The 16,628-nt window shown below is 63.6% G+C and carries 12 protein-coding genes; 7 read left to right on the top strand and 5 right to left on the bottom strand.

What is annotated here, in order from left to right:
• Positions 1 to 122: 122 nt before the first annotated feature.
• The 5 genes from QZ648_RS04330 to QZ648_RS04310 all read left to right on the top strand — a co-directional run bounded on the left by QZ648_RS04330 (position 123) and on the right by QZ648_RS04310 (position 6,549).
• Complete coding sequence (locus tag QZ648_RS04330; RefSeq protein ID WP_291996213.1) at positions 123 to 1,115, top strand: DUF533 domain-containing protein; 993 nt, start codon at positions 123 to 125, stop codon at positions 1,113 to 1,115.
• 70 nt (positions 1,116 to 1,185) lie between these two features.
• The gene (locus tag QZ648_RS04325; protein WP_291996212.1) at positions 1,186 to 2,778 is read left to right on the top strand and encodes a protein adenylyltransferase SelO; all 1,593 of its coding nucleotides are present in this window, start codon (positions 1,186 to 1,188) and stop codon (positions 2,776 to 2,778) included.
• A 274-nt stretch (positions 2,779 to 3,052) separates the two neighbouring features.
• The gene (locus QZ648_RS04320) at positions 3,053 to 3,307 is read left to right on the top strand and encodes a TIGR02647 family protein (RefSeq protein WP_169066500.1); all 255 of its coding nucleotides are present in this window, start codon (positions 3,053 to 3,055) and stop codon (positions 3,305 to 3,307) included.
• Between the two features lie 159 nt (positions 3,308 to 3,466).
• The gene (locus QZ648_RS04315; RefSeq protein WP_291996211.1) at positions 3,467 to 5,707 is read left to right on the top strand and encodes a patatin-like phospholipase family protein; all 2,241 of its coding nucleotides are present in this window, start codon (positions 3,467 to 3,469) and stop codon (positions 5,705 to 5,707) included.
• Positions 5,708 to 5,724: 17 nt separating this feature from the next.
• Positions 5,725 to 6,549: a transporter gene (locus QZ648_RS04310; protein ID WP_291996210.1), complete on the top strand. Its 825-nt coding sequence runs from the start codon at positions 5,725 to 5,727 to the stop codon at positions 6,547 to 6,549.
• 54 nt (positions 6,550 to 6,603) lie between these two features.
• On the opposite strand, the gene QZ648_RS04305 is transcribed toward QZ648_RS04310, so the two are convergent.
• The 5 genes from QZ648_RS04305 to QZ648_RS04285 form a co-directional block, all read right to left on the bottom strand.
• The gene (locus tag QZ648_RS04305; RefSeq protein ID WP_291996209.1) at positions 6,604 to 7,383 is read right to left on the bottom strand and encodes an EF-hand domain-containing protein; all 780 of its coding nucleotides are present in this window, start codon (positions 7,381 to 7,383) and stop codon (positions 6,604 to 6,606) included.
• Positions 7,384 to 8,046: 663 nt separating this feature from the next.
• Positions 8,047 to 10,401, bottom strand: coding sequence for a tetratricopeptide repeat protein (locus QZ648_RS04300; RefSeq protein ID WP_291996540.1), 2,355 nt, complete (start codon positions 10,399 to 10,401; stop codon positions 8,047 to 8,049).
• A 257-nt stretch (positions 10,402 to 10,658) separates the two neighbouring features.
• A complete protein-coding gene (locus tag QZ648_RS04295) occupies positions 10,659 to 11,099 on the bottom strand; it encodes a hypothetical protein (protein ID WP_291996208.1) in 441 nt (146 codons plus the stop codon).
• 73 nt (positions 11,100 to 11,172) lie between these two features.
• Complete coding sequence (locus QZ648_RS04290; protein ID WP_291996207.1) at positions 11,173 to 11,616, bottom strand: glycine zipper 2TM domain-containing protein; 444 nt, start codon at positions 11,614 to 11,616, stop codon at positions 11,173 to 11,175.
• Positions 11,617 to 11,690: 74 nt separating this feature from the next.
• Positions 11,691 to 12,017 carry a hypothetical protein gene (locus tag QZ648_RS04285; RefSeq protein WP_169066496.1) on the bottom strand — a complete coding sequence of 109 codons (327 nt, stop codon included), beginning with the start codon at positions 12,015 to 12,017 and terminating at the stop codon, positions 11,691 to 11,693.
• Positions 12,018 to 12,342: 325 nt separating this feature from the next.
• Between QZ648_RS04285 and cls the strand changes: the two genes are divergently transcribed.
• A complete protein-coding gene (gene cls / locus QZ648_RS04280; RefSeq protein WP_291996539.1) occupies positions 12,343 to 13,680 on the top strand; it encodes a cardiolipin synthase in 1,338 nt (445 codons plus the stop codon).
• Positions 13,681 to 13,840: 160 nt separating this feature from the next.
• Positions 13,841 to 16,441 carry a hypothetical protein gene (locus tag QZ648_RS04275; RefSeq protein ID WP_291996206.1) on the top strand — a complete coding sequence of 867 codons (2,601 nt, stop codon included), beginning with the start codon at positions 13,841 to 13,843 and terminating at the stop codon, positions 16,439 to 16,441.
• Positions 16,442 to 16,628 lie beyond the last annotated feature (187 nt).

Genomic DNA, 16,628 nt, shown 5'->3' with positions numbered 1-16,628 from the left:
TCGTAGGCGACTACCGGCTCCCACCCCCAAAAACCGCTGCGCAGCGCTTGCTTGTGCCGCGGAACTTGTCGATACTCGCCGTGCCCACCGCCCACCTCCCACCTTGATCAGAGAGACCGCGCATGAACGAGCAGCAGCAACAAGCAATCCTCACCCTCAGCCTGATGGCCGCTTTTGCCGACGGCGGCAAGAACGAAAGCGAACGTGCCGAGATCAAGCGCATCGCCGACGCCCTGGCCGGCGAGGGATCGATCAATATCGCAGCGCTCTATCAGGATGTCCTGCTCAAACGGGTAACGATAGCATCGGCCGCGGCAGCGCTGACTACCCCCGAGACGCAACAACTGGCTTTTGAAATGGCGGTCTGTGTGTGCGACTCCGATGGCCTGCAATCGACTGCCGAAAAGGCCTTTCTCGAAGAGCTGCGCGGCGCCCTGGCGCTTGACCAGCAGCAGGCCAGTGCCTACAGCCAGCAGGCGGAAGCCGTCGCCGCAGTGCCAGTGGCGACAGCCAGCGACAGCGCAGCGCCGACGACCGCGGACACGCCCCGGACCGTCGTGGTACCTGAGGCAGTGGCTGCCGGCTACGCCTCGACGATGAGCGAAGCCGAGATGGACCAGGCCATTCTCAAGGCCTCGATCCTCAACGGCGCGCTTGAACTGCTGCCCGAGTCGCTGTCGACGATGGCCATCATTCCGCTGCAAATGAAGCTCGTGTACCGCATCGGCAAGTCCTACGATTTCGAGCTCGACCGCGGGCATATCAAGGACTTCCTCGCCACCCTCGGCGTCGGTCTGACTTCCCAGTATCTCGAACAGGCCGGACGCAAGCTGCTTGGCGGCCTGCTCGGCAAGGTCGGCGGTGGCTTCCTGCGCGGCCTGGGCAAGCAGGCGGTGAGCTCGGGAATGAGCTTTGCCAGCACCTACGCCCTCGGCCACGTCGCCAGACGCTACTATGCCGGCGGTCGCAGCTTCTCCAGCGAGATGCTGCGCGCAAGCTTCGACAACGTGCTCGCTGAAGCCAAGGGCCTGCAGAGCCGCTATCTGCCCGAGATGCAGGCCCGCGCACGCACGCTGGACAGCGCCCAGATCGTCGACCTGGTTCGCCAGGGCTGATGATGGGCGAAGGTGAGGCGTCGATTCTGGATGCGCCATCGCCGCCACCGTACCGGCTTGGCAAGCGCCTATGGCAGCGCTCATGCTGAACTTCGATAACCGCTTCGTTCGCGAACTGCCGGGCGATAGCGAACAGCGCAACCAGCCGCGGCAAGTCTTTGGCGCCTGCTGGTCGCCGGTCACCCCGACACCGGTCGCGGCACCGACGCTGCTCGCCCATTCGCGCGAAGTGGCCGCCGACCTTGATCTCGACGACCAGGACATGGCCTCGCCGGCGATGCTCGGCGCCCTTTCCGGTAACCGCTTGCTGCCTGGCATGCTTGGCTATGCAAGCTGTTACGGCGGTCATCAGTTCGGGCAATGGGCCGGGCAGCTCGGCGACGGCCGGGCGATCCTGCTCGGTGAAACGGTCAATCGGCGCGGGCAGCGTTTCGAACTGCAACTCAAAGGCGCCGGCCCGACACCGTACGCCCGCCGCGCCGACGGGCGCGCGGTCTTGCGCTCGTCGATCCGCGAGTTCCTGTGCAGCGAGGCAATGCATCACCTCGGCGTGCCGACGACGCGCGCGCTGAGTCTGGTTGGCAGCGGTGAGAACGTCGTCCGCGACATGTTCTACGATGGCCATCCGATCGCCGAGCCCGGAGCCATCGTCTGCCGCGTGGCGCCCTCGTTTACTCGCTTCGGGCATTTCGAGCTGCTGGCGGCGCGCGGCGAGCACGCACTGCTGCAGCGCCTGGTCGACTTCACCATTGCCCGCGACTTCCCCGCGCTGGTGGGCACACGCGAACAAAAGCTCGGCGCGTGGTTCCACGAAGTCTGCGAGCGCACCGCCCGCCTGATGGCTCACTGGCTACGCGTCGGCTTTGTCCACGGGGTCATGAATACCGACAACATGTCCATCCTCGGCCTGACCATCGACTACGGCCCCTACGGCTGGGTCGACAACTTCGACCCCGGCTGGACGCCAAACACCACCGATGCCTCGAGCCGCCGCTACTGCTTTGCCCGCCAGCCCGAAATCGCCCGCTGGAACCTCGAACGACTCGCCGACGCGCTGCTTCCGTTGCTGCCGAAGGCAGAGAAGCCGACAAGATCGGCGCCAGTCGCAGAGCTGGCAGCGGCTATCGATCGTTACGACGAAGTCTATTCGGCCGAGTTCTGTACGGCTTTTGCCGCCAAGCTGGGATTGCGCAGCTGGACACCGGACGATGGCGAGCTGCTCGCCGACCTGTTCGAACTGATGCGCCTGGCCGAGATCGACATGACCGGGTTCTTCCGCCAGCTGGCGCAGCTCGACATCGGCCAAGCGGACCCCGAAGCCTTGCGTGAAGCTTTCTACCGTGACGATCTCCGCCAGCAATTTGCACCCGACCTGGCGCGCTGGCTGCTGCGCTATAGCGCTCGCCTGCGCCACGACGGGCAGCCGGCAGAGCGCCGCATGGCCACCATGAATCAGGCCAACCCACGCTTCGTACTGCGCAATTACCTGGCGCAACAGGCCATCGAGCGCGCCGAACAGGGAGACACGCAGAGGATCCATGAACTGCTCGAAGTCCTGCGCCACCCTTTCGACGAGCAGCCGGGACGCGCAGCTTTCAGCGCCCGACGCCCCGACTGGGCACGCCATAAAGCCGGCTGCTCGACGCTCTCATGCAGTTCCTGAGAGTGAGGCGTCCAGGTCGCCTTTCCCTGGAAGTCGCGCCCGCGACTCACGAACCTCCCTTCTCCACTCGCGGGAGAAGGGCCAGGGGAGTGAGACGGGGAATTCAGGGAGTATGCTCCCTGCCGGTCGAACAATTCCGGCGTGCAAGCCGGAATGCACGCCGCCAGCGAGGGAAACGGTCACGACTTCGATTGTCAATGGTGTCGCGACATGCTATGACCGTTAGAATGTAGCCCCCAAGCGCAACCGCGCCGTAACCAAACGAGGACTTGCCATGCCCTTCACGCCCGATCTGGTCAATGAACTGAACATCCTGGCCCGCTTTGACCTGGCAAGCCCGCAGCAAGGCCTGAAAATCCACAAGGCCGCAGCACCCGAAGTCATCGCTGCCGCCGAGCGGCTACACGCCAAAGGCCTGCTGACGCAGGTCGATGGCGGTTATCTCACCAGCCTGGGCCGCGATGCAGCCGAAAATGCGCACGCCGCGTTGACCATTCTCGACTCGCTGCCGATGACCGCTCTGCAGTAATTTCCTGGCCGTCACGCCACCCGGGGCGGTGTCGGCCACCTTCGCGTCGAGGCGCTGAAACAGTAAATGCCGCGTCAACCGCGTGGCGACGGGGGCACGCGCAGCCTTCGACTCGCGGCAAGCGTTTGGTCGACCGGGTATCAAAACAAGGAGTTGGGAGTGAGTACAAGCGTGTTCGAATCGACCGTGGCAGTCAGGCTGGGACGCATGGCCTTCGCCGCCGGAATCCTTCTTTTTGCCGGCGGTGTTGCCGCGCAAACGGCCGCCAGCGAACTGGCCAGGCCGCGCGTTGGCCTGGTCCTCGGCGGTGGCGGTGCGCGCGGCGCGGCGCATATCGGCGTCCTCGAAGTCCTTGAAAAACTGCGCGTGCCGGTCGACTGTGTCGCCGGCACCAGCATGGGAGCCCTGGTCGCAGGCGTCTACGCCAGCGGCCTGAGTCCGGCAACCATGCGCAGCAAGCTGGCTGAAGCCGACTGGGATGACCTGTTCCGCGACGATCCACCACTGGACCAGCAGAACTTCCGAAAAAAAGTGTACGACAAGCGCTTCCTGCCGGGTTCGGAAACGGGTGTCGGTCCGCAAGGCGTGAACGGGCAACCCGGCATCGTCATGGGTCAGAAGATCAAGCTGTTTTTCAATACCCTGGTTCGCGACTATCTTGGCGAACGTGAAATCGAGACCCTGCCGCTACCACTGTCAATCATTGCCACCGATATCGTCGGGGGTGAGAAAGTGGTCTTCCGTCGGGGCAGCCTGTCGCAAGCGATGCGCGCCAGCATGTCGGTTCCCGGCCTGATGGCGCCGGTCGAGGCCGATGGCAAGAAACTGGTCGACGGCGGCCTGGTCGACAACGTGCCGATCGACGAAGCGCGTGCCCGCTGCCAGGCCGACATCATCATCGCCGTCAACGTCGGCTCACCACTGCTCAAGGCCGAAGATATTAGCGGCCTGCTGAGCGTTTCGGCACAAATGGTCAACATCCTCACCGAACAGAATGTCACCCGTTCGCTGGCGACGCTCAAGCCGACCGACATCTACATCAAGCCCGATCTCGAGGGGATCACGGCGGGCGACTTCAAGCGCAGTTCGGAAACCGCGGATCGCGGCGTCAAGGCCACCGAGGCGGTCGCCGATCGCCTGCGCGCACTGGCGGTCAGTGAAACCGCTTACGCCGCCTGGGTCGCCCAGGTCCAGCCGCCGATGCGCGCCGCACCGCGCATTAACGAGGTGCAGATCGCCGGACTCAAGCTGGTCAACCCGGCAGTCGTCGAGCGCTACCTGCAGATCAAGCCGGGCGACACCGTCGACCCGGTGAAACTCGATGCCGATCTGATGCGCGCCTATGGCGACGGCTACTACCAGCAGGTCGATTATGCGCTGGACGACACCCTGCGTAACCGCGAAATCCTGCGTGTGACGCCGATGGAGAAAAGCTGGGGCCCTGATTACCTGCGCTTTGGCATCAACCTCGAAAGCAACTTCCAGACCGACTCCACCTACGCCATTCGCGCTGCCTATCAGAAAACCTGGCTCAATAGCCTGGGCGGCGAATTCCTCGGTTATGTGCAGATCGGGTCAACAACCGGGATTGGCGCCGACTTTTACCAACCCATTGACGCACGCCAGCGCTACTTCGTCGAGGCCAACGTCAACTATCGGAGCACATCGACCGGCATTTACGAGAATAACGAGCAACTCGCCGAATACGCCCTCAGCCAAAGCGCCGTCCAGGTGGGGGCGGGCATGAACCTCGGGCTGCTCGGCCAGGCGCGCCTCGGCTGGCAGGAGAACTGGCGAAAAGCCACGATCCAGACAGGCGCACCATTCCTGCCGGCGGAGTCGAAGACCTTTGGCGGCTGGTTTGCCGGACTCGATTTCGACCAGACCGACCGCATCTACTTTCCAACCAATGGCTGGTCCAGCAGCGTCAAATACTTCGACTCACCAGCCAGCGGCTTCAGCAGGCTCGACGCCGGTGCCAGCGGCTACCTGAGCGTCGGCGACTGGGTGCTGGCCAGCCGCCTGTCGTATCAGGGCTCGCCGGTCGGAGAGCTCCCGGCCTACGATCTCGGACAACTCGGCGGCATGCTCAACATGACGGCCTTTGCCGTCGGGCAGCTGAAGGGCGACGATATGAGCTACGGCAGCATCCGCGCCGAGCGCATCATCGGCCGCCTGCCGCTTGGCCTGCGCGGTGACCTGCGCCTGGGAGCCGCCCTGGAAACCGCCAAGGTCGGCAGGCCGTTCACCGAAACCGAGCTGAAAGGCTGGATTCCCGGCGCAGCCGTTTATCTTGGCGGCGAAACACCTTTTGGTCCGGTCTACCTGGGTTACGGCTACTCGAATGCCGGCTCGATCGGCGGCTATTCCAATTTCTACCTGTTCCTCGGGACACCCTGACTGCTAGGAGCGCAACAATGCAATCCAAGATGATTCCGAGCGCGGCGCGACGCGTTCTCGGCCCCCTCGCCCTGGCGACGGCACTCACCACGCCGGCGCGCGCCGAAATGAGCGCCGAGGAACTCGCCAAACTGGCGCAGAACCCGGTCGGCAACCTGATCAGCGTACCCTTCCAGAACAACACCAACTTCAACGTCGGACCGCGCGACGGCACTCAAAACATTCTCAACGTCCAGCCGGTGATTCCGATCGAGGTCAACAGCGAATGGAACGTCATCACGCGCACGATCATGCCGGTGATTTCGCAGCCCGCTTTCGTGCCCGGCGGCGATCGGACCAACGGCATCGGCGACATCCAGTTGACGGCCTTCCTGTCGCCTGCCGTGCCCAAAAGCGCCATCTGGGGCGCCGGCGCGATCGTGCAGATGCCAACCAACAGCAACGACTCGCTCGGCAACGACCACTGGGGACTTGGCCCGTCGTTCGTGTTACTCCATCTCGAGAAAGGCGACCCCTGGGTGTACGGCTTCCTGGCGAACAACGTCTGGTCGGTCGGCTCGGGAAGTGACGCCAGCTACAACAACTTCCTGCTCCAGCCTTTCCTGAACTACAACTTCGAAGGCGGCTTCTATCTCACGTCGGCGCCTATCGTCACCGCCGACTGGAAGGCCGACAACAGCCAGCGCTGGACGGTGCCGCTGGGCGGCGGCGTCGGCAAAATTTTCCACTTCGGCAAACTACCTGTAAACACCCAGCTCAGTGCCTACTACAATGTCGCCCATCCCGACAATGCCGCCAACTGGCAACTGCGCTTCCAGGTGCAGTTGATGTTTCCGAAGTAGTCCCACAGAAATTGCCGTATCAACGGTCATGACCTGGCGCGACTTTCGCACGGGCTACGCCGAAACCGACAGCGAAGCCAGCAGACTGCCGTCTTGACTCTGCTCATTGCCAATGTTGTAGGCCTGCATCAACTTCATGATCTGCATCATGACCTTGGCCTCGGAATTGCCGCTCGCCGCTGCTGACGAGGCAGCGCCAAGGCTGGCATCGATGGACGCCGTCGCAGCCGAGCCGCTGGCGCCGCCGCTCGACTGCTGGAAGGCCATCGCTTCCTGGAAGCTGACTTCGCCATCGCCGTCGCTGTCCGCCTGATCAAAGCTCTGGAGAATAGCGGACAGCAGAGTGCTTCGGCTGTCGGACGTGTCGATTTCATTGAGGGTGCTGCTCAGTTCGTCCTTGCTCATGCTCGGTCCGTCGCCGGGTGGCGGCGGCGGTGGCGGCCTGCCGCCCATCCCCTCCATCCCCGCTGTCCCACCCGCCTGCATCGCCTTCTGCATACGACCGTCCTGGTATTGCTGCTCCAGGTCGTTTTGAAGTTTTGTCAGAGTATCGGTGAATTCTTCCTTGGAGACTTTTCCGTTACTGTTCGTGTCAAGCGTTGAAAAGAGTTCATCAACCGTCGATGAAGTGCCGGTCGCACTTGACGAGGAACTGGAGGTGGAAGAAATCTTGTCGAAGGCTGCCTGAAGATCTGACTTCTGGAGGTAACCCTGCCCGGATGTGTCCAACTGCGCGAACAACTCCCCGGCCATGCTCTTCGTATCCGGGCGCTGCCTCGTGCTCTGCATCATGAAACTGTTGTTACTGCTGCCAACACTGCCGATGCTGCTCATGATGAACTCCTTTTCAATCCTGTACGACGACCCGTATCAGGCTGTTTATTGCTTTTTTGCTTGGGATCCGCGGCTCGGCTCATCCTTCGGCTTGCACGCCAGCGGTTTGTCTTCGGGAGCCCAGCAGGAACCTTTGACGCTTCCCTGCGGGGAGGTAAAACCGCACTCGTGGCCAGCGCTCAATGACTTGCAGGCATCAAGTGCTTCCTGCGGCGGTTTGCGCGGCCCCCCTTGACCCTCAGGCGCTTGCGCTAAAAGCAGGCCGGAAAAGCACGCGAGAGCAGCCATCAAGCTTGTGCGCGCCAAAATTTGTCTTACATTTATCATCAGATCGCTCCTGTGCTTTGGCAGACATCCATCGGCCGGCCAATGGAGACATTCTGAGCAGCAAATGTGGAGGAAAAATGAGTGCCTCTCCACAATGCCTAATGGCGCACATAAAAGCGGTCTTGGGCCAGGCGATGGGAAGTCGGCTAAGGGCTGAAGAAATTGATCGAATGGTCTTCGGCGATTTCTGTCAAAGAACATACCATCTTGCTTGTCTTTTCGCCCGTCTTCTGTGTTACGACAACAGTTACATAGTTCGACTATGCGCCTGTTGTCGCGCCTTGAAGCCGACCAAAAATCCGGCGCAATCTGGTACGTTCGTTTCCGGCAATCGCCTTAACGGCCTTCCAACTCGCTCAGCAGTTGCTTCACGCTCTGGTCGTCGGGCAGAAGCTCGGCGGCTGTCCTGGCGTAGCTTAGTGCCGCCCGCCGGTCGCCCGCCTCACGATTCATCGAGATCAGCGCACTGAGGATCTCGAGATCACTCGGGTGACGTTTATTGGCGGCGCGCAGCAGCGCCAGGGCTTCGGCGCGCTTGCCGGCGGAGTGCAGGGCAATGGCTTGCACATAGGCGTAGCGCGCGTTGTCCGGCGCCAGCCGGGCGGCTTCGCCGAATTCCTGCAGCGCCGCGGCGCTCTCCCCCTTGCGGGTCAGCAGCAGGCCCAGGGCGTGGTGCAAGTCGGCGTTGCGTGGCAGCACCACGAGACCATCGCGCAAGATCTTTTCGGCCTCCGACTCGCGCCCCTGCTGGCGCCAGGTATCGGCCAGATTGACATAGGCGCCGACCGCCTGCGGATCGAGCATGATCGCCCTCTGGAAGGCAGCGACAGCCGCGTCGACACGTCCCTGGCGCAAGCGCAGGTTGCCGAGATTGACATTACCCGATGGCCAGTCGGCCTCCAGCTTCAGCGCCGCCTCGTATTCCTGCAAGGCGGCTTCGCGTGCTGCGCGCCGAGCCGAGGGGATCTGGCTATCGGGCACGTCGGCGAGGAGACTTGCGGCCTCGATGCGCACGCCGAGGACCGGGTCGGAAAGCAAGGCGGAAGCGCCAAGCACGCGATTCAGCGGGTCGACCGGCGCCAGCATGCCGAGAGCGGCGATGCGCACTGAGGGATCAGCATCCTGGAGCAGCGCACGCGTAGCCGGCAGCGTGCCGGGATTGACGTAGGGCTGTGCCAGGGTCGCCGCGGTGGCCCTGACGATGGCCGGCGCTGCCGGGCTGCTGGCCAGTTCCAGCAGCCTTGGCAGGGCGCGCACACCTTGCGTCTCGCCAGCGTGCAGGGTGCTGCCGTAATGCGGGCGCTCACGCCAGGCCTTGCCGTACCATTTGTCCATGCTGGTGGCTGCCCAGTCGGGCTGCTTGTCGGTGTGGCACTGAGTACAGGCATTTGGGCTGCCCAGCGAGATAGAGAGGTCTGGGCGCGGTATGCGCAGGCTGTGATCGGGCCGGGCGTGGACGACCATGTAGTTCTGGCTCGGCATGTGACAGCTAACGCACTGCGCACCTTTGCCGCCGGCCTGGTGCTGATGGTGCTTGGCCACGTCGAACTCGCTGGCCAGATGGCAACGCGTGCACAGTGCATTGCCTTCGGCGCGCAGTTTCTGCGAATGCGGTTCGTGGCAGTCCATGCAAGTCACGCCATTCTGGTGCATCTTGCTCTGCAGGAAAGAGCCCCAGACATAGACTTCTTCACGCTGCTGCCCGTCGGGGTGGTAGTTGGGCGCGGTGAGCATCGCCAGGCGGTGACTATCTTCGAGCACCGCGCCGGCCTTGCCGCCTTCGCTGAGGGTCGAGCGACGCGAATGGCAAGCGCCGCAGCTGTTCATGCCCGCGGGGTCGGCCGGCTGCGCACGCACGGCGAATTTTGCGCCCTCGGCGGGGAATTTCCAGGCCTCGTTCCAGCGGCTCTTCAGCGATGGCAAACCCTTGTCGTCCTGCGCGGCGTAAGGGGGCTTGGCCTTGCTGGCCCAATCGACATGCGCCGAAGCGGGGCCGTGGCAGGACTCGCAGGCGACGTTGATTTCGCTGTAAGTGGTGTGGTAAGTGTTGCTGGCGGCATCGTAGCCTTTGCGCAAATTGGTCGAGTGGCACTCGGCACACTGCAGCGCCCAGTTCTGATAGATGCCGGTCCAGTGCAGCGGATCGGTGTGGTCAATCTTCTGCTCGGGATAGAGGTGGAACCAGCGCTGCCCGCCTTCACTTTTCGGCCGCGCGTCCCAGGCAATCGGCAGCGTCTGATAGCGCCCGCCGGGGAAAGCGATCAGATACTGTTGCAGTGGATAGACGCCGAAGGTGTAGCTGATCGGGTAGTCGCTGAGCTTGCCGTCGGGGCCATCGGTACGCACCATGAACTGGCCATCGGCGCTCTTGAAGAAGGTCGACGCGACACCCTGGTAGTTGAAGCTGGCATCGGCAAAGTCACCGAGCACGGTGGCTGCCGTGGCGTCCTGCATGGCGAGTTGATGGTGCGAACCGTTCCAGGCCCTGAATTCGCTCTCGTGGCAGCTCTGGCAGCGGCTTGCACCGACGTAGCTGGCAGCAACGGGCGCTGCAGCAGGTGATAGCAAGGGTGGCGGCTGCTCCGCGGCGGCAAGCGGCGCGACAGGCGCCTGCGACGTCGGCGGCGCCGCATCCTGACGCATGGCGATGAAGAAACTTGCGGCAATGACCAGCAGCAGCGCCAGACCCACGACCAGCAAGAATGTTTTCGGTCTTGCCGGCTTGACGACTGGGGCTGCAGGTAAGGCGGCGGGAGGCGTGGCAGGTGCGCCGGGCGCGCCGGGATTCGTTCTGGATCGTTTGCTCATTGTTCTGTGCGTGCTCTGTCAGCCGGAAAATTCGTCAGAGGCTGTCGTGCTCGAGTGCCGCTTCGCCAACGCATCGGCGGAATCGGCCGATGCGGATCGTCAAGGGGGCGGCAGCTAGTGCCGCCAATGCACTGCTCGGACTAGCGCGTACCGCTCATCGCCGGCGGTAGCGGACCACCCATCGCCGGTGGCACGGGCCCGCCCTGCGACGGCATCTGGGCAAGCAGGCAGTTCACGCCCGGCGAACCGGGCTCTGCAGAATAAGCTCCCTGGAGGTTCTCGACGAAGGCTGCCTGGGGGATCTCGCCGTTGTAGAAGCGCGACGTCAGGTCCAGGAAATATGGCGTCTGCAGGAAGTCGGAAGTGATTTCGACGTTGCCGATCCTCTGATACAGGCATTTGCTCTGAACCCGATTGAGAAAGTCTTCATACGGGGCGTCGGGCAGAAAAGCATCGGGCGCGCATCCGCCAATGAGCAGCGCACTCAGCACAGCACCGGCAATCGCCCTGGCAGGCAAAAGGAAGGCCCCCGAGCTTCGTTGGTAACGAGACGCGTCAGGTTTCGCGACAGGAAAGAGCATGGTCATTTATCCGGGATCTGAATCAGGGGTGTCGACCGGCGTGCCAGGCCGACACCCGACGGTCAATTCACGCTCAACGCGGAACGACGCGTGCGTCCTCGCCGCTGCCTTCGATGAAGACGCGCTGCCCCTTGGCGATGGCGGGGTTGACGGGCTGCGTCACCGACACCAGTACACCACTGCCAACGCGAACGATCACCTGCTGTCCCGGAATCGGCTTGTCGTACTTCTTCTGGATCTCGTGACCGGCGACGGCACCACCCACGGCACCCAGGACCATCGCCACGTCGCGACCGGTGCCGGCACCAATCAGACTGCCGACGCCGATACCGGCAAGGCCACCGACGACAGCACCAATACCCGAATGGTGATCGCTGGACAACTCGGTATTAATGATCTGTTCGACGACGCCCGCGCGTATTTCCATTTGACCCGGCTGTGCTCCGGGTGTGGCGCAAGCGGCGAGTGCCAGAACCAGCACCAGGGTCGAAACGTAGGACGAAACTTTCTGGAACATCTAGACACCTCCTTGGGGTTATTGACCTGCATGGCAGGCGGTATTGTACGTCAGGTCCTTGCTGTTATTTGCTGTCAGTCGGGTGACAGGGCGGGTTCCTCCGTGGTCTCTTCCGGCGACAGTGCGGCGTCGGGAGCGACCGCATCCGGAGAAAGCACCGTCCCGCCCTGATCCTGCTCCGGCGACAGTGCCGCGTCTGGTCGGACCGCGTCGACCGACGGCACCGGTGGCGGGTTCATCTGTTCCGGAGAGAGTGCCGGGTCGGGCGCGATGGCGCCCGGCGACAAGACCGGATCCGGAACGACAGCGTTGCCCTGCGCGACCGCACTGGCAGCCGCCAGCAGGCAGGCGAGCAGGACAGCCGGCGCCACGCACAATCGATAGCGATCAGCAGTTCTCATGGTGCCTCTCTCCTTTGTTGATGGCCCAACTCACGGCCTGGCGGATCTTGTGCAACTCCTGCCTCGACTTGGCTGACGACAGGAACTGCACAGCACGACCCGACAAACGCCGGCAGATTAGCACAGATGATCGATCACCTTCTGGCGGCAGCAGGGACGCAGCGCCGTATCGGGCGTCGCGCGGAGACGGCTTGTTGACCGCACAGGGGCGAGCGTCTCATACTCCGCCGCATGGTCTTCGATCTTCTCACTGTCCTGCACTTGATCGCCGTGATAGCGGTTTCACTGCGCATCTTTTCCCGGCGGACCTGCGCATGGGACGGCACTGGCATGGCTGCTGCTGGTGATTACGCTTCCCGCTGTCGGCGTCCTGATGTATCTCCTGATCGGCGAACGCCGTCTCGGCAAGACCTGGATGGATCGGGCGATCGCCATGCAACCGCAGTTGCTGCTCTGGGCGCAGGACATCCCGGCGTCGACCCTGGTCGACCCCGGCGTGCTGAGTACCGGTGCGGAGAGCGTCAGCAGGCTTGCCACCGGCTCGGCCGGACTGCCTCTGATGGGAGGCCATCGCCTGCAACTGCTGACCGACAGCAGCTCAATCATGCGCGCGCTGATCGCCGACATTGATGCTGCCCGCGGCTCGGTCCATCTGGAGTTCTATATCTGGAGCTCGGGCGGCTTTGTGGACGATCTGGTCGCCGCGCTGGTCCGCGCGGCGCAACGCGGCGTCCCCTGCTCGACGCTGATGGACTCACTCGGCAGCCGCTCTTTTTTCAAGAGTGAAGCACTTGGCCGACTCCGTGACGCGGGCGTGAACATCGTTGAAATCCTGCCGGTCAATCCGCTACGCGCCTTGTTTGTCCGCTTCGACCTCCGCGACCACCGCAAAATCGCGGTCATCGACCGCCGCATCGCCTACACCGGCAGCATGAACATCGCCGACCCCCGCTTCTTCAAACAGGACGCCGGCGTCGGCGAGTGGGTTGACGCGATGGTGCGCATAGAAGGACCGGCGGCGTGGATACTGGAATCGGTTTCACTCTCGCTCACCGCCCTGCAGACCGGAACCCCCTTCGCGCCGCCGCCCCCCCCTGAACTGGCCCCTGCCGGTGACAGCCACGTGCAGATATTCCCCTCCGGACCACAGTCGTCCACGCAGCACATTGAGCAACTGCTGGTCGCCGCACTCTATGCCGCCAGGCGCGAAATCGTCCTGACGACGCCCTATTTCATTCCCAGCGAAACGCTGCTCACGGCGCTGCGCTCGGCCGCCATACGCGGCGTACGGGTGATCCTCATCGTGCCCGAAAAAATCGACTCGACGCTGGTCCGCTACGCCAGCAACGCCTACGTCGAGGACCTGCTGGAAGTAGGCATCACCATTCTCCGTTTCCGTGCCGGCCTGCTGCACACCAAGAGCATGGTCGTCGATGAAGAGATCACCATCTTCGGAACGGTCAACCTCGACCTGCGCAGCTTCGAGTTGAACTTCGAAGTCTCGATGCTCACCTACGACCCTGCATTCGCGGCCACGGCACGCGCCATGCAAAGCCAGTACGAGAGCAAATCGCAAGCACTGCAGCTGGCGCGCTGGCGCGGCCGGCCAGACTGGCGCCGCCGCCTGGAAAATGCAGTGCAGGTACTCAGCCCACTGCTCTGAGCCTGGATTCCCGAGCACCGAGCCGACGCACGCCACGCCTTCGCGAGGCGCTCCGCAAACCCTGCGCACGCGAACCCCGAATTGACCCCGCCAGCATGCCAATCCATACTACGCCGCCACAATTCCAACTCCTGATCTACGGCCCCCGCAGAGGAACGCCATGACCATCAAACTACCGAAACCCCGTCATCTCGCGTGCCTGATCGGCGTTATCATGGCCGGCCCGATCGGCTGTGCCAACCAGCAGTCGATGCCTTTTCCGGATGACCCCGGGATGAGTAATGCGCTTCCCCTGAACCCGGAGTCCGCCTTCGACGGTGCGCTAAGAAGCGCCGATTCGTGGGGCAATTTGCCCGTTCCGCCAGTTCCGGGTGCTGCCGCGCAGCCGCCAGCGGCGCCGCCAACAGGCAGCGATGGCTGGCCACGCCAGGCCGAAATTGCCGGAGCCACGGCGCTGGTCTACCTGCCGCAGGTCGACAGCTGGCAAGGCAACACGCTCAACTTCCGTGCCGCCGTCGCGGTGAAGAAAACAGCGGCCAGCGAACCAGCTTTCGGGGTGATCTGGGGCAGCGCACGCACTGGCGTCGATCGCCTCACACAAAGTGTCGCACTGGAAGACCTCAGCCTGAGCCGGGCCAGCTTTCCGACGCTCCCAGATCACGGACTCGATGTCCTGCGCCAGTTGCGTACGCAACTGCCGACGGTCATGGCCAGCATGTCGCTGCCACTGCTCGCCGGCGAACTGGCGGCCTCCGGCACCGTGAAAGCGCGGCCGGCGCAGGTCAACAATCAACCACCACAGGTCATCGTCAGCAATTCGCCGGCCATCCTGGTGCCGATCGATGGCTCGCCGGCGATACGGCCCCTTGCCGATACGCACTTCGAGCGCGTGATCAACACCCAGGCGCTGATCGTTCGCAGCCGCGGCGCGAGCCGCTGGTACCTGCATGTCTTCGACGGCTGGCTGTCGGCAGACGCGCTCGAAGGCCCGTGGACCCTGGCCAGTGGCGAACCACCCGGAGTCAAGGAACTCAACGAACTCAACGAACTGGCGCAGAAACTGGCCAAGGAAGGCCACGTCGATCTGCTTGACGGGGGGCCGCAAGCCGAGCCGAAACCAACACTGCAGAACGGCGTACCAACGCTCTACGTCAGACAGGTACCCGCTGAGTTGATCGTCTTCAAGGGGCCGCCCAACTTCGTGCCGATCACCGGCACCGGCTTGCTGTGGGCAGAAAACACGACTGCCGACGTGCTGGTGAATACCGCCAACAACGATTACTACACTCTCCTCTCAGGACGCTGGTACCGCGCCTCGGCCTTGTCCGGCCCGTGGACCTACACGGCCGCGAATGCCTTGCCCGCCGACTTCAGCCGCATCCCCGGGAGCGCACCGGCTGGCGTCGTTCTCGCCTCGGTGGCCGGCACACCACAGGCGCAGGAAACTCTGATTGCCAACTCGATTCCGCACACCGCCAACGTGCCGCTGAGCAATGGGCCAAAATTCACGCCGGTGTTTGATGGCGCACCGCAGTTCCAGGCCATCGACGCCACGCCCTTGCGCTACGTCAGCAACGCCGAAGTACCGATCATCCAGGTGACGCCAAGCAGCTATTTCGCTGTCCAGGCAGGCGTCTGGTTTACGGCCAGCAGCCTCACCGGCCCGTGGTTCGTCGCCAGCAGCGTTCCACCGGTGATCTATGACATTCCGACCAACTCGCCGCTGCACTACGTGACCTACGTGCACGTCTATGGTGCCAGCAAGGAGGTCGTCTACGTCGGCTATACGCCCGGCTACCTGGGCAACGTGGTCAGCTCCGACGGCGTTGTCGTCTATGGCACCGGCTACTACTACACGCCCTGGATCGGCTCCGTCTGGTATGCGGCGCCCTACACCTGGGGCCTCGCCGCGGCCCCCATCTACAACCCCTATGTGGGCTTTGCCTATGGCTACGGCCTCGGTCTGGCAACTGCCGCCTGGGCGGCACCCTACTGGGGCGGCGCCTGGTACCACCCCGGCTACTGGGGCTATCCCTGCTGTGGCTCGACCAGCGCCGACGTCTATGGTCATTGGGGAAACACCGTCTATTCGGGGTCGCGAAACTGGTACGCCAATGATGATGGAAAGGTCGGCAGCTCCGCCCGCGGCACTTACAACAACACGCGCACCGGAAGCAGCGGCGCCTACGCCGCCGGTCGCAGTTACAACCCCAACACCGGCCAGGCACAGCGCGCTTACGACCGAACCGTCAACACCGCCGGCGGCACGAGCGGCAATGTCGCACGCGGCGGCACCTACAACACCGAAACCGGGCAGCGCTCGTACGCCTCCAGCGCCTCGGCCAGCGGCCCGGGCGGCAGCTCGATCTCGAAAACCGCCGCCGCCACGGCGGGCCCTGAGGGCGTTGGCGCGCAGCACACGACTACGGCCTACGATGCCCAGACCGGACAGACCAAGAGCTACACCTCGAACGGCCTGATGGGCAACCATTACGCGGGCGCAGATGGCAGCGCCTACCGCAACAGCGGCTGGCAACAACACGCTTCCGGCGGCTGGCAATCGGCAGGCGGCGACACCTCCTGGGCCGATACTAACCAGCAGGCGCGCAGCAACGCTGAAAGTCACTATAGCGCTGGCGGCTTCGCTGACGGCGATCGCTTTGGCGGCGGTGGCTGGGGCGGCGGCGACCGCTTTGGCGGCGGTGGCTTCGGTGGCCGTTTTGGCGGCGGCTTCGGCGGCCGTTTTGGTGGGCGGCGTTAAGGCGAGGCCTGGCAATCCTGACAAACATGAACTGACGGACGCGCTGCCTCCCGAATCCCGGCTATGGACTTCCCAGGCCGAGCAGAGGGGCCAGAAAGCGCACCAGGCTGCAGCCCTGCATCGGCAGGGGGCAGCCTGGTAGGTTCCGCACGGAGAGTAGAGAGTAGCTTCTTTCCTCCCGAGCTTT

The organism is Candidatus Accumulibacter sp. ACC012, assembly GCF_907163155.1.
Lineage (GTDB): Bacteria > Pseudomonadota > Gammaproteobacteria > Burkholderiales > Rhodocyclaceae > Accumulibacter > Accumulibacter delftensis.
The sequence above is the reverse complement of the archived record's forward strand: the minus strand, read 5'-3'. Positions and strand labels throughout refer to the sequence as shown.